Origin of the sequence: Streptomyces tendae, from assembly GCF_014650435.1 — a bacterium.
Taxonomy (GTDB): domain Bacteria; phylum Actinomycetota; class Actinomycetes; order Streptomycetales; family Streptomycetaceae; genus Streptomyces; species Streptomyces tendae.
Genome location: NZ_BMUY01000001.1, coordinates 95,449 through 107,850, shown reverse-complemented (window position 1 = coordinate 107,850; position 12,402 = coordinate 95,449). Strand labels below are relative to the sequence as shown.

Genomic DNA, 12,402 nt, shown 5'->3' with positions numbered 1-12,402 from the left:
GTCCCGTTACGCCGCGACAAGGTCGCACCACACGTACTTGCCCCGGTCCCCGCCCCTGGCCAGCGGCTGCCACCCCCACAGGTCCGCGCACGCCCGCACGAGCGCGAGACCGCGCCCCTCCTCCGAGTCCGTGAGCGCGTCCAGGTTCCCGGACGGCTCCGGCGGCCCCGGGTCGGCATCCCACGCCCCGACCCGCAGCACACCCGCCGCCCACCGCACCCGCAGCGCGGCGGGCCCCTTGGTGTGCCGTACGGCATTGGAGACGAGTTCGGTCGCGAGCAGTTCGGCGGTGTCCACGAGGCGGATGAGGCCGTGCATGGTGAGGATGAGACGGAGAGTGCGGCGGCAGACGGTGACGGCGCGCAGGTCGTTGGGGATGTAGAGGGTGTACTCCCAGGGGGCTGCAGGATCGACAGGCTCGTTCTCGGGCATGGGTGAACTCCGTTCGGTGGTTGGATGGTTGGCCGGTGGCTTCGCCGCTCACCAAGGCGTAGTGAATCGGTGCACTTCCGGCACACGTCGGCATCGCACAGTACGCGTTGCGTCACCGACGGTATTTCCTAGTTTTAGGAAACTGCAAGCGCCTACCGTATTCTGACCCCCGAACGAGCTACGCAGCGCGAGCAGTTGAAACCAGGAGGCGTCGGTTGCCGCCGAAGAGACATCTCACGGCCCGCAGGGTGCGCTTGGGCTCTGAGCTGCGCAAACTGCGTGAGTCGATGGGCATGAAGTCCAGGGAGGCCGCCGCACTACTCGGCGCCGACTCGGTCCAGATGAGCCAAATCGAGTCCGGGGTCGCCGGAGTAAGCGCCAAACGCGTACGCCGTCTCGCGGTGCACTACGCCTGCCCGGACGAAGGGCTGATCGAGGCACTGGTGGCCATGGCCACCGACCGCACCCGTGGCTGGTGGGAGGAGTATCGGGGCGTACTGCCCCCAGTTTTCCTGGACACCGCCGAGGTCGAACATCATGCGACGGCCCTGCGGGAAATCGTGATCACTCACGTCCCCGGACTGCTCCAGACCACCGACTATGCCCGCGCGGTGTACACGTACATGATGCCGGGCCTGCCCGACAGCGAACTGACGCCGCGCATCGAGCACCGGATGCGGCGGCGCTGCGTGATCGAGGGTGCCGAACCGACGCCCTACGAGACGATCATTCATGAGTTCGCCCTCAGGGTTCGTGTTGCCGACCGTGCCGTGGCACAGGCTCAGCTACGCCAGATTCTGACGCAGATCGAGGACGGTCACGCGACCGTCCGCATCATCCCCGCCGACCAGGACGGTTTCGCCGGCGCCGAAGCTTCGATGATGCAGGCATGCGGTCCTGTGCCCCGGTTGGACACGGTGCTTCGGGACTCACCCACGGGCACTGCCTTCATTGATGCGGAACCTCAACTGAACCAGCTTCGAACACTGTTCCGTAAGGTGGAGAAGGCGTCGCTGAGCCCTGCGGCGTCCCGGGACTTCATCCACCGTTTGACGAAGGAACTGTGAGGCGAGCAGTGACCGAGACGCTGCGCTGGCGGAAATCGTCGTTCTCCGGCGGCGGCGACGGCAACACCTGCGTGGAGATCGCAGACCTGCACACCCGCATAGCCATACGCGACTCGAAGGCGCCCTCCCAGGGCACACTCACCATCCCCGTCGGCTCTTTCGACGCCCTCGTTCAGAGCCTCAAGAGGGCCACGATCTGACCGGGCGGGCCGAGCGAGGGCATCGCACGTGCTCGCATCTTTCGTATGGTGCTGACGCAGACATAATTCCTCTGTCCCGGGAACCAGGGCGTTCCACGACATCTTCGACGCTGTGACCGGCACGTTCCGTTTCGTCTGACCCGCAGAAGGGACTTCGGGCCATGGGCAAGAGCGACCTCGCGATCCCGTTGAGCGACTTGGAGGACTACGGTCGCCAGCTGCGGTCGCTCAAGACGCGGCTGAACCACACGAAGAAGCTCTTCGAGTCCTACAAGGACGACATCGGCGACGGCAGCGTCAACGACGCGCTCGACGACTTCGAGTCCAACTGGGAGGACGGCCGCGAGGACATCACCCAGCAGCTCGACGCCCTCGCGAGCATGTCGGACACCGTGGTCCGCGAGTTCAAGAAACTCGATGACGATCTCACCAAGAAGGTCAACGACGCCGTGAAGACGGAGGACAAGGGCGGCGGCAAGGGCGGCAAGGACAAGTAGCCGATGGCCAGGGTGCCCGTGCCTCACCTCGTCGGCGAGCCGCAGCTGGGGGCCGACTTCGCTCCCGGCACGCTCCCCGACGAGGCCGCCGAGGCCCTGGCCAGGTTCCTGGAGGAGGCGGAACCCGTACTGTTCGCTCCAGGCACTCTCCCGGACCCGTTCTCCGACTCGGCGCACATGCGTGTACGCGTGGGGATCATGACCGACGGACACTGGGTCTGGACCCTCGCCTGGTCGGACCACGTCCGCCATCACCGCGTGGCGCCGCCACCGGCCTTCGTCCAGCACGCCGTCTCGCTCCGTTTCTCGGCCCCGGAGGTCAGCGTTGAACGAGCACTCGACATCGCACGGGCCGAGGGCATCCCGTTGCCCGACTGAGGGTCCCCGGGGCGCACGTACGGTCCGGGCCGTCGGGTTCTTCGACGAACTCTCGCCCGGCTGGGGCTTCCCCACCGAGGGCGCGATCAAGGACGCGGTGAGGTCGTCGGCGGACGCGGACGAGCACCGACTCGTCGAGTACCTCCGGCAAGGCGCCGGGATCTGGTCGGAGATGGGCGCGCAGGCGGACGTGCTGGATCCCGAAGGGCCGGTCCTGGTGAGCGCCGGTTCGCTTCTCACGGACGGTGTCTGGCTCTGGCGGGACGATCTCGCATACTACGTGGACCGGTATCACCTGGCCCTGCCCGGAGACTTCGTCGCGTGCGTCGGAGAGTTGGGCTACTCGCCCCCGGAGGTCCCGGAGAGCAGGCTAGTCGAGATTCTGACGCGGGATCTCGGGATCCCCATGGGCTGAGCGTCGTCGTTGCGCTCGCTCACCCCACCTCGTTCTCCGCCACCGCCTGGCCGTGGACCACCACGTCGCCGCCGTAGAACATGCCGGTGAAGACCGGGGAGTACGTGAGCTGGACCTCGACCTGTACCTGCGCCGCGTCGGCCGTGACGCAGTGGGTGGCGGCGATGTCCGCGCCGGTCATGTCCATCTCGGCGGCGAATGCCTTGACCCGGGCGTTGCAGTTCTCGTAGTTGATGGGGGCCGGGCCGCCCACGTCGTCGTAGAGGGCCTCGCGGTCGATGTCCTGGGCGGCGTAGCGCGCCGCCTGTTCGGCGATGTCCGCGGCGCGTTCCCGCTTGGAGATGGACATGCCGCCGTCGATGACGAAGGCCGACAGGGAGAGGAAGACCAGCGCGAAGATGATGACCGCGCCGGCGCCCGAGCCGCGGTCGTCCAGCCGGGTGCGCCGGTCCGCGAGCCACTCGCGTACCTGGGATCTCACGCCGTCCTCCGGTACGGGTCCAGCGGGGAGCTGAAGGTCGCCGACAGGGTGGTGGGGATGTTCAGGCCGATCGAGGCCAGGCCGCGCACTTCGCAGCTCACCTCGACCGTGAAGAGGGTGTCCGGTTCGAAGCCGGGGCTCTTCTGGACGACCGTGACCGGGCCGGAGCAGACGTCCGCGAGGTTGGCCTCGGCGGCCCTCTTCGCCTCCGCGATCGCCGTACCGTGATCCTTCTGGATCGAGCCCGCGCGGGCCGCGTCCCTTGCGGCGCCGTCGAGTGCGCCGCGGCCGTCGACCAGCTGGCCGAAGGCCACCAGGACGAGGATGAAGAGGATCATCACGGGGGCCAGGATGACCACCTCGATGGTGGACAGGCCCCGGTCGGCCCCGTCGCGACGCAGACGGTCGTCCAAGCGGCGGGAGAGGTTCATCTAGTTGCCGCCCTCCTGCACGAAGCGCTCGACCGGGCCCGCCGACTGGGCGTGCACCGTCAGGTCCAGGCCCGGGAAGACCGTGGGGATGCGGGCCGTGATCTCCACGCCGACCGTGTTCTGCTCCGGCTGGAGCAGCTTCACGTCCGGTGACAGGACCAGTTGCGGGCCGAGTTGGCGGATGTAGCTGTCGACCACGTCCTGGGCCTCGCCCCGCCACGCGCCGGGCTGGGCGTCGGCCGTCGCGCGGGCCTTGCGCGCGCCCGCCTGGGCCGCGGCCTGCGCCACGTGGTCGGCGAAGAAGTACAGACCGAACTGCACCGTCGCGAAGATCATGAAGAACAGGACCGGAGTGAGCAGCACGAACTCGATCGCGGTCATGCCGGAGTCGTCGCCGCGGGTGGTCGCTGCCTCCCGCGCGGCGTCCACCCTGCGGCGCACCCGTCTGTGCACGCCCCCGAGTGCGCCCTTGAGCACGCCGCGCACAGCGCCCGGCGCCCTCGTCCCCGTCTGTCCCGTCACGTCGTCCCCGTCAGTGCCCTGCGCCGGCGGCCGGTCAGCAGGTCTTGCCCGCGTCCGCGCCCTTGATGCAGTCGCCGACCTTGTTGGCGCCGTCGCTGAGCGCGGCGTTGATGATGGCGGCCACGACGCCGACGATCGCGACGACGACCGCGGAGATGATGACCCACTCGACCGCGGAGGCGCCGCGGTCCAGCTCACCGGAGCGGGCGCGGTCCACACGGGCCCGCAGGAAAGTGATCAGGAAGTCGACGGGCACGATGCCCGTGGTGCCGGTGCGGAAGTTCCGTCCGTTCATGGTGGGTTCTGTCCTCTCGTGTCAGTTCTGGGAGCGAAGCGGCTCGGAGCTGCTGGATCGGGGCGGCGGCAGGTGCGCCGGAGAGTGCGTCACACCTGGAACACCCTCATCGCCGCCGGATAGATCAGGAACACCAGGAACCCGGCGCACAGCAGGAGCTGGGCCACGAGCATCGACTGGGACTTCTCGCCCGCGCTGCCCTCGATCTCGGCGAGTTCGCGGTGCCGCATGGTCTCGGCGCGGGAGGCGAGGGACTCGCGGACCTTGGCGCCGTCGTCCGCCACCAGGGCGAGGGAGGCGGAGAGGTCCTTGAGTTCCTCGACGCCCAGGTCCTCGCCGAGCTGGCCCAGCGCCTGCCACTGGCTGATGCCCGTGATGCGCGCGTCGGCCAGCGCGTTGCGGATGCGGTGGGTGGCCCAGCCGTCCGACACCTCCGCCGCCGCCATCAGCGCCTCCGGCAGACCGCGGCCGCCGGCCAGGCTCATGGAGACCAGGTCCAGGTAGGCGCCGATCACGCGCCGCAGGTCACGGCGCTTCTCGGCGGCGTCCCTGCGCACCTCCAGGTCGGGGAGGAAGAAGAAGAGCCCGGCGCAGAGCAGGGCCAGCCAGACCGGGATGATCGGACTGCTGCCGAAGCCCAGCTGCCAGACGATGGCGAACAGGAACGGGCCGAAGAACAGCCCGCCCGCGGCCAGCAGCGCCTTGGTCGCCAGGAACTTCTCCCAGCTCCGGTCGAGCACCGCCAGGTCCGCGCGCAGCGAGCGCTGCTCCCAGCCCTGCTGGAGGTACAGCTCGGCGACCCGGGCGCCGACCTGGGCCCGCAGCGAACCGAGACGGCTGGTGTCCTTCGCCGCACGGGACGACTCGTACGCCGCCCCGCGCGCCCGCATCGCGTCGATCCGGGCGACCTGCTGGATCGGGCTGCGTCTGCTCGGCATCAGGGCCCGGACCAGGGCGTAGATCCCCAGCCCGATGACGGCGCCGACCAGCACCGGCATTGTCAGGTTCATCGTCGTACCCCCTCGTCCCCAGACGCCGACGACGGCTGCGCCGGTTGCGCCGACTGCGTCGGATGCGGCAGGCGCTGCACGGGCTGGCCCGGCTGGCCGGCGTGGCCCGGCTGACCCGGCGTGCGGGGCCGTACGAACTGGACGTCGGAACCGTCGCGGACCAGGAAGCGTTCCGGCGTCTCGATGGTCGACAGCTTGCGCAGCCACCAGAAGCCGAGCGCGAACAGCCCGCACACGCAGGCCAGGACGAGCTGGCCGACGGGTGAGCCGTACGGCTCGACGAAGTCCCGGTTGAAGATGGACAGGCCGAGGACGAAGAGCACGGACACCGCGACCACGATCTGTACGGAGCGGCGGGTCGAGGCGCGCTGCGCCATCACGCGCTGGCGCATGTCGACCTCCTCGCGCGCCGACTTGGCGAGCGCGCCGAGGACCTGCCGCAGACCCGGGCCGCGCAGCCGCGCGTTGAGGATCAGCGCCGCGACGATGATGTCGGCGGACGCGTCGTCGATCTCGTCCGCGAGGTGCTGGAGCGCGTCGGGCAGCGGGGTGCGCGAGCGCAGCCGGTCGACCAGGGCGTCCAGGTGGGGGCGGAGTACCGGCGCGGCGGCTCGGGCGGAGGCGGGGATGGCCTGCTCAAGGCCGACCGCGCCCGCGATGGTGTCGCGCAGCGACTCGGTCCAGGAGGCGAGCGCCTCGACCCGCTTCATGGCGGCGCGTTCCTCGGCGGCACCGCCGAAGAGGCGGTCCCAGAAGAAGACCAGGACGCCGGCCGCGATGCCGAGCACCGCCCAGCGGGTCAGGAGCAGGACGACGAGGCCGACGAGGGCCGCGGCGGAACCGCGCCGGCCGGCCCAGCGGATCAGCTCGTTGACGCGCTCGCTGGCCTGCCGCTTCTCGTGCTCGGGCTTGGCGGGCAGTCCGCGTACCGCGACCAGGAAGAGGGCGAGGCCGCCGCCGACGGCGACACCGCAGCCGAGCGCGTACAGGATCGTGGTCGAGAACAGTCCGCCCATGGAGCCGAGCGAGTCCAGTGCCGCGAGTGTGGTCGTCCGCATCGTCCTCGTCACCCCCACGTTCCGTTGGGCCGGTAGCCGTAGGCGATGAGATCCTCCAGGCAGGCGATGGGGGCGTGCGGTACGACCTGGCCGTCGGGCGCCTCGGCGAACACCTCGCTGGACAGCACGCGGCCGTCGACACCGTTGACCTCGCGGACCGAGGTCACCATGCGCTGGAGGCGGCCGCCGCTCTGGAAGTCGTTGCGCCGCTGGACGAAGACGACGAAGTTGACGGCGCCGGCCACCAGCATCTGGCTGGCCTCGATCGGCAGCCGCTCGGTCGCCTGGAGGGCGTACGTGGAGATGCGGTTGAAGACCTCGTGCGAGCTGTTGGCGTGGATCGTGGAGAGCGAGCCGTCGTTGCCCTGCGACATCGCGTTCAGCATGGTGACGATCTCGTCGCCGAGCACCTCACCGACGATGACGCGGGAGGGGTTCATACGCAGGGAACGGCGGACCAGTTCCGCCATGGTGATGGCGCCCTGGCCCTCGGAGTTGGGCAGCCGCTCCTCGAACGCCACGACGTTGGGGTGGAGTTCGGGGAAGGTGTCCAGGCCCAGCTCCAGCGCGCGTTCCACGGTGATCAGCCGCTCGTGCGGCGGGATCTCGTTGGCGAGGGCGCGCAGCAGCGTCGTCTTGCCGGCGTTGGTGGCGCCCGCGATCATGATGTTCTTGCGGGCCCGGACCGCGCAGGCCAGGAAGTGGCCCAGCTCGGGGGTGAGGGTGCCGTTGCCGACCAGGTCGGAGATGAAGACCTTGCCCAGGCGGGCGCGGCGGATGGAGAGCGCCGGGCGCCGGGCGACGTCCATGACCGCCGACAGTCGCGAACCGTCCGGCAGCCTGAGGTCGAGCTGCGGGTTGGCGGAGTCGAAGGGGCGGGAGGACAGGCCCGAGTAGGCGCCGAGGATCTGGATCAGCTCGATGAGTTCCTCGTCGGTCTCGGCGACCGGCTCGCCGCGCGTCTCACGCCCGTCGGAGTAGCCGACGAAGACGTGGTCGCAGCCGTTGATGTCGATGTTCTCGACCTCGGGGTCGTCGAGCAGCGGCTGCAGCCGCCCGACGCCGAAGAGCGCGGCGTGCACGGCGGCCGCGTACGCCTCCTCCGTCTCCGCGTCCAGCGGCGTACGCCCGGCGTTGATCTCGGCGCGGGCGTACTCCTCGAGTATCTGCGCGATGACGGCGCGGGCGTAGTGCCGTTCGTCCTCGGTGGACATCGGCGTGACACCGGAGACCTGGTCCTGGCGGCGCTGCTCGGCGATGCGGTCACCGGCGTCCTGCCGGAACCGCTTGACCAACGAGTGGTCGACAGCGGTCATCGGCCGGCCCCCGCCTGGCCGGACATGCCGGCCGGCCCGGCATGGCCCGCGGCACCGGGGCCGGGGTGGCCGGCCGGACCGGTGGTGGGCATCGACCAGGCGGCGCCGAACTGCTGGTACAGGTCCGAGGTGACCTTGCGGGCCGAGCGGATGAGCAGCGACTTCTCCAGCCGGCCCCGCCTGCGCCCGGCCAACTGGTCCGCGCCTGCCGGGTCGTCGGCGATCGTGCCGACCACGCGGGCGCCGGTCTGGGCGTGCACCAGCATGTCGTTGACCTGGCCGGAGAGCTTGGCCGCGTTGTTCGTGTCGGCGACGAGGACGACGCCGATCAGCGGCAGGCCGAGCCCGGAGGCACCGCGCGCTCCGCCGTGCAGCTTGTTGGACAGGGCGGCGGCGCGGTCCCGTACCCGGGCGATGGCCTCCGGTTCGGTACGGGAGATCAGCAGCACCAGGGCGGCGTGCGGGAAGAGTTCGGTGGCCGGGGAGTCCCCGCTGACGCGGCCGCAGTCGGCGATGACGTCGGCGGGCGCGTTCGGGGAGTCGGCGAGGGAGGCGAAGGCCCGGCCCAGGGTGGGCCACAGCCCGGCGAGCCCGGCGGCCTGCTCGGAGATGCCGAGTCCGACGAGGACTTCGAGGCCGCCGCTGAGCGGCTGTACGTGGTCCCAGAGCTGGTCGGGCACGAGGCCGCGGCGCGCGGTGGCGGCGATCGACAGCATGCCGGTGTTCGGGTTCAGCGGACCGCCGTGCGCGGCGGCCGACCGGTACACCAGGTCGCCGCCCGCCGGGTCGGTCTCGGCGAGCAGGACACGGCGCGGCCAGACCGCCGCGAGGGCGACGGCCGCGGTGGTGACGCCGGGGGAACCCTTGTCGGCGGCGAGAGCGATGAGGGCCATGGCTACGTCGTCGCCTTCTAGTTGCCGGGGATGAGGACGACGGCGACCTCGCCGGCGGACGCGGCCTGTGTCAGCGCCGGGACGTCCGCGGCGTCGACGGTCAGTGTGACGGGCAGGTTGGTGCTGGTGATGCTGTCGCTCGAGCTCGCACCGGCGGACTCGACCACCGCGCGCTCGACCAGCAGCGAGTTGTCGGCACCGGCCGAGCCGGAGGCGCCGCCGTCCTGGTCGCCGCCGGAGGTCTTGTTGCCGACGCGGTAGACGGCGACGTTGTCGCCCGAGCCCAGGCCCTTCGGGTACTGGCCCTCCTTGAGGGAGACACCGACGGTGGCCTTGCCCTCCTCCATGCCGGACTTGTCGGCGAACATCTCGCCGACGACCACCGTGCCCTTGTAGAGGGTGGACTTGGCCTGGAGCTTCATCAGGCTCTCGCGCTGGGACCAGGCGACGAAGTTGGCCCCGGAGTCGTCGTTCACCATGACGGACTTGATGTTGTCGTCGGTGATGGACTCACCTGCCTTGACGTCGGCCGTCAGCTGGATGGCCTCCACCCGGTCCCCGGCCCGCAGCACCAGCATCGTCGCGCCCAGCGCGCCCACCAGGATCAGCAGCACCGCCAGCGCGGCCAGCGCCGGTTTGCGCTCGCGAGGAGGGCTGGGAAGCCGGTCACCGACCGACGGCTGAGCCGGAGCCGCGGAACGTCCCGCGCCCGCCCCCGTACGCTCCTGGATCTTCACGCAACCGCTCCCCGTACGACCAAGAAAGTTGTCTGCCACGTACTCACTCGGGCGTCGATCGCCCAAGTCCGCAGAATCATCTGCAATTTCGGACACTTCGCCCGTGCCCGCCCGACCGTTGGCGTCCCGGGGCATCCCCTGACGCACCCGCCCGACCTGGGCGAATAACCAGCAGTAAGGCGAGTGTCAAGCCATCGCACCGTATCAGCCGCACATAAGCCCCTCAAGGCATGCCCACCCCCTGCCCGACACCCCCGCACGCCGTTACTCATCTGCAACTTCGCACCGGTGGAGCCCCTTTGAGCACGGCCCGCCAAGCAGTCACTCTCACTGTGCTCGCGCGAATCCACGACGACCAGCCCCGGACACCGTCCGCGTGCTGTTCGTCACGCAGCGCCCATCGGTCCTGCACGATTCACTCACGAGGGACCCGACGGCCCGTGCCATGATCTTCGCTCGGATCGGTGACGGGGTGCGTACGCAGAGAGAGTGGGGGACAGAAATGGGGCTACTTCCGGTGAGCGGCGCGGCGTTGAGAGCCGACGCCCGGGTACGGGAGGCCGCGCGGGGCATCGGTGCCCGGTACGGCGTCGACTACACCGACGACGCGGCCGTGACGGCGCTGCTGACCGAGCGCCGCAGGTCCCTGGAGAGGGAACAACGCCGACCGGCGGCCTATCTGGGGCTGCTGACGCTGATGGCAGGCATGTTCCTGCCGTTCGGGATCCCGCTGTCCCCGGTGCTGGACGCCCACCTGTTCGCCGTGCTGGGGACCGCCGGCGGCCTGACGGTCATCGGCGCTGCCCTGCTCGTACACGCGCGAGCCCAGTGGAAGCACGCACTGCGCAACGGCCCCTTGGCCGGTTACCGCGAGGTCCTCGGCGTCGCCCGCGCCCACGGCATCCCGCTGGCACACATACCGCCATGGCTGGAGGGCCGGACGAACGGCGGAGGCGGAACGGGCGCGGCCCCGATCCCGACGTATCCGCCGGTGGAACCGGCACCGGAGGCCCCCGCCGAGACGGAGACGGCCCCCTCGTCCTCGGTCACCCTGCCCGCCACCGCCCCTGTCCCCGTCCCGCCGAAGCCCTGGGCCGTGTCCTACTACGAGCAAACGGCGGACGCGGGCGGCTGGCACGACGAGGTGGGTTGGCTCCTGGTCCTGGCCGGCGGGGGCGGCGTGACATGGGCCGTCACCGTGGGCACGGAGGTCGGATTCGCGGCCCTCCTCCTCGTCCCCGTGGCCATCTGGGTCTGGCTCGCGGGCCGTCGCCAGGGCCGCGAGAAGGAGGCGCTGCGCGAGGAAGCCCTGAAGTACGTCAAGGAGCTTCAGGCCGCGCAGGCAGCGGGCGCAAGCGTACCGGAGCTCTCCCCGCAGCTGCGCGCACTGCTCGACGACCACCACTGACCCCCTCTCCCCCTACGGAGTGGCGGGGGACGAGGAGTCACGTGGCGGAAGTCCCTCGCGCGTCCAGAGCACCGTAGCGATTCCCGAGTCAGTTCACTCTGGCGAAACCGGGAAGCACGCGGATAGCGTCAGTAGCCTTGACCGCACTTCTGCCTCACGGGGAGTCCACTGTGAAGCGCCTTGGCCACCTGCGCCACCGGCGACTGCCGACGGCACCTTCGAGAACGCCCAGGCGGTCACCGTGCAGGAAATCCAGTTGATCGACCGATGACCACCACCCCACAGAGCAGGCACACATGTCGTTCCTGAAATTCTTCTCCGACGACGTCAAGGAGATGGCGAAAACGCTGGAGAACAGCGGCGGCCGCATGAAGGAGGCGTCGCAGGAGATGAAGCGGGCCGACTCCAGCCAGGTCGGGCACGCCGAACTCCAGTCGGCATGCGACGACTTCGCCGATTCCTGGGACTACGGATTCGGACAGTTGTCGAAGCTGACGAAGGGTGTCTCCAAGTTCGCGAACAAGGCGTCCGAGGAGTTCCTCAAAATGGATCAGTCGCTCTACGACGAGCTGAAGAAGACCGCAGCGAAGTCCGAGAAGTAACGGCTCACACCTCGACTCGTGGCGGCCACTCCACGCCCGCGGCGGATAGACGGCTGAGATGTGTGCGCCTTCGCCGCCGCGTCACGCCGAGACCGACGAGGTAGAGGACGAAGAAGACGAGCCAGATTCCCGCCGCGACGAGGACGTTCTTCACCGTGTACCCGGGAAAGATGAGGAAGATCGCCATGACGACCGGCAGAATGAGGATGTTGCTCAGGACGCGCGGGTTGTACCGGCCGCTCGCGTCGACAACCATCTGCGAGTAGAGCAGTTCCACCTGGGGCCGTACCTCCGGGACCGGAGTGAGACCAGATCCCGGGCGCATGCCCGGCAGCGGGGTCCGGCCGGGAGCCTGTCGGCGGACGGCTTGGAGAGCCGCGGTCCGCTCACGAGCGTCAGGCATGCGAACAAACAGGAAGAAGGGATTGTTCAGGGCGGCGTTTCCGGGAGCGTGTCCGACGTAGCGATAGCCGAAACTCGCGGCAACATACGCGAAGGCCGCGAATTTCTTCAGGCCGGGAAAATGCGGTCTGACGGTGAACTCACGCGCCTCCTCCGCGACAGCCTTCATCAGCCCGTTCAGGAGATGCCGTTCGTCCATGACCGCCTCCTCCTCGGCTCGTACGGGGCCGCCCCATCGTGACATACGGACGCCGCTGG

At 69.7% G+C, this 12,402-nt stretch carries 18 protein-coding genes; 7 read left to right on the top strand and 11 right to left on the bottom strand.

The annotated features are described in order from the left end of the window. Positions 1 to 6 precede the first annotated feature (6 nt). Positions 7 to 432, bottom strand: a complete 426-nt coding sequence (locus tag IE258_RS00520; protein ID WP_189737520.1) for an ATP-binding protein — start codon at positions 430 to 432, stop codon at positions 7 to 9. Positions 433 to 725: 293 nt separating this feature from the next. On the opposite strand from IE258_RS00520, the gene IE258_RS00515 reads away from it, so the two are divergent. The 5 genes from IE258_RS00515 (at position 726) to IE258_RS00495 (ending at position 2,989) form a co-directional block, all read left to right on the top strand. After that, positions 726 to 1,499, top strand: a complete 774-nt coding sequence (locus IE258_RS00515; protein WP_229891924.1) for a DUF5753 domain-containing protein — start codon at positions 726 to 728, stop codon at positions 1,497 to 1,499. Between the two features lie 8 nt (positions 1,500 to 1,507). Beyond that, on the top strand, positions 1,508 to 1,699 hold the full coding sequence (locus tag IE258_RS00510) for a DUF397 domain-containing protein (protein WP_189739216.1): 192 nt from the start codon (positions 1,508 to 1,510) through the stop codon (positions 1,697 to 1,699). Between the two features lie 161 nt (positions 1,700 to 1,860). Further along, positions 1,861 to 2,196: a hypothetical protein gene (locus IE258_RS00505; RefSeq protein ID WP_189737514.1), complete on the top strand. Its 336-nt coding sequence runs from the start codon at positions 1,861 to 1,863 to the stop codon at positions 2,194 to 2,196. A gap of 3 nt (positions 2,197 to 2,199) precedes the next feature. Further along, entirely contained in the window at positions 2,200 to 2,574 is a 375-nt protein-coding gene (locus IE258_RS00500) for a hypothetical protein (protein ID WP_189737511.1), read from the top strand. Continuing rightward, positions 2,522 to 2,989, top strand: coding sequence for a hypothetical protein (locus tag IE258_RS00495; RefSeq protein WP_189737508.1), 468 nt, complete (start codon positions 2,522 to 2,524; stop codon positions 2,987 to 2,989). Before IE258_RS00500 ends, IE258_RS00495 begins: the two co-directional genes overlap by 53 nt. Positions 2,990 to 3,008: 19 nt before the next feature. On the opposite strand, the gene IE258_RS00490 is transcribed toward IE258_RS00495, so the two are convergent. The 9 genes from IE258_RS00490 to IE258_RS00450 form a co-directional block, all read right to left on the bottom strand. Continuing rightward, positions 3,009 to 3,470, bottom strand: a complete 462-nt coding sequence (locus IE258_RS00490) for a TadE/TadG family type IV pilus assembly protein (RefSeq protein WP_052839435.1) — start codon at positions 3,468 to 3,470, stop codon at positions 3,009 to 3,011. Next, complete coding sequence (locus tag IE258_RS00485) at positions 3,467 to 3,901, bottom strand: TadE/TadG family type IV pilus assembly protein (protein ID WP_189737505.1); 435 nt, start codon at positions 3,899 to 3,901, stop codon at positions 3,467 to 3,469. Before IE258_RS00485 ends, IE258_RS00490 begins: the two co-directional genes overlap by 4 nt. Further along, positions 3,902 to 4,282, bottom strand: a complete 381-nt coding sequence (locus tag IE258_RS00480; protein ID WP_229891923.1) for a TadE family protein — start codon at positions 4,280 to 4,282, stop codon at positions 3,902 to 3,904. 175 nt (positions 4,283 to 4,457) lie between these two features. Continuing rightward, on the bottom strand, positions 4,458 to 4,718 hold the full coding sequence (locus tag IE258_RS00475; protein WP_031035077.1) for a hypothetical protein: 261 nt from the start codon (positions 4,716 to 4,718) through the stop codon (positions 4,458 to 4,460). Positions 4,719 to 4,807: 89 nt separating this feature from the next. Next, positions 4,808 to 5,728: a type II secretion system F family protein gene (locus IE258_RS00470; RefSeq protein WP_164459003.1), complete on the bottom strand. Its 921-nt coding sequence runs from the start codon at positions 5,726 to 5,728 to the stop codon at positions 4,808 to 4,810. Then, positions 5,725 to 6,744: a type II secretion system F family protein gene (locus tag IE258_RS00465; protein ID WP_189739211.1), complete on the bottom strand. Its 1,020-nt coding sequence runs from the start codon at positions 6,742 to 6,744 to the stop codon at positions 5,725 to 5,727. The genes IE258_RS00470 and IE258_RS00465 overlap by 4 nt, the downstream gene beginning before the upstream one ends. A 50-nt stretch (positions 6,745 to 6,794) precedes the next feature. Next, a complete protein-coding gene (locus IE258_RS00460; RefSeq protein ID WP_189737502.1) occupies positions 6,795 to 8,102 on the bottom strand; it encodes a TadA family conjugal transfer-associated ATPase in 1,308 nt (435 codons plus the stop codon). After that, on the bottom strand, positions 8,099 to 8,995 hold the full coding sequence (locus IE258_RS00455) for a hypothetical protein (RefSeq protein WP_189737499.1): 897 nt from the start codon (positions 8,993 to 8,995) through the stop codon (positions 8,099 to 8,101). The genes IE258_RS00460 and IE258_RS00455 overlap by 4 nt, the downstream gene beginning before the upstream one ends. A 17-nt stretch (positions 8,996 to 9,012) precedes the next feature. After that, positions 9,013 to 9,732 (bottom strand): hypothetical protein, encoded by a 720-nt coding sequence (locus tag IE258_RS00450; RefSeq protein WP_159329388.1) that lies wholly within the window; start codon positions 9,730 to 9,732, stop codon positions 9,013 to 9,015. Between the two features lie 502 nt (positions 9,733 to 10,234). Between IE258_RS00450 and IE258_RS00445 the strand changes: the two genes are divergently transcribed. After that, complete coding sequence (locus tag IE258_RS00445) at positions 10,235 to 11,140, top strand: hypothetical protein (RefSeq protein ID WP_189737497.1); 906 nt, start codon at positions 10,235 to 10,237, stop codon at positions 11,138 to 11,140. A gap of 296 nt (positions 11,141 to 11,436) precedes the next feature. Then, a complete protein-coding gene (locus tag IE258_RS00440; RefSeq protein ID WP_189737494.1) occupies positions 11,437 to 11,742 on the top strand; it encodes a DUF6317 family protein in 306 nt (101 codons plus the stop codon). Between the two features lie 4 nt (positions 11,743 to 11,746). Here IE258_RS00440 and IE258_RS00435 read toward each other — a convergent pair whose 3' ends face one another. Further along, positions 11,747 to 12,343: a hypothetical protein gene (locus IE258_RS00435; RefSeq protein WP_159329384.1), complete on the bottom strand. Its 597-nt coding sequence runs from the start codon at positions 12,341 to 12,343 to the stop codon at positions 11,747 to 11,749. Positions 12,344 to 12,402 lie beyond the last annotated feature (59 nt).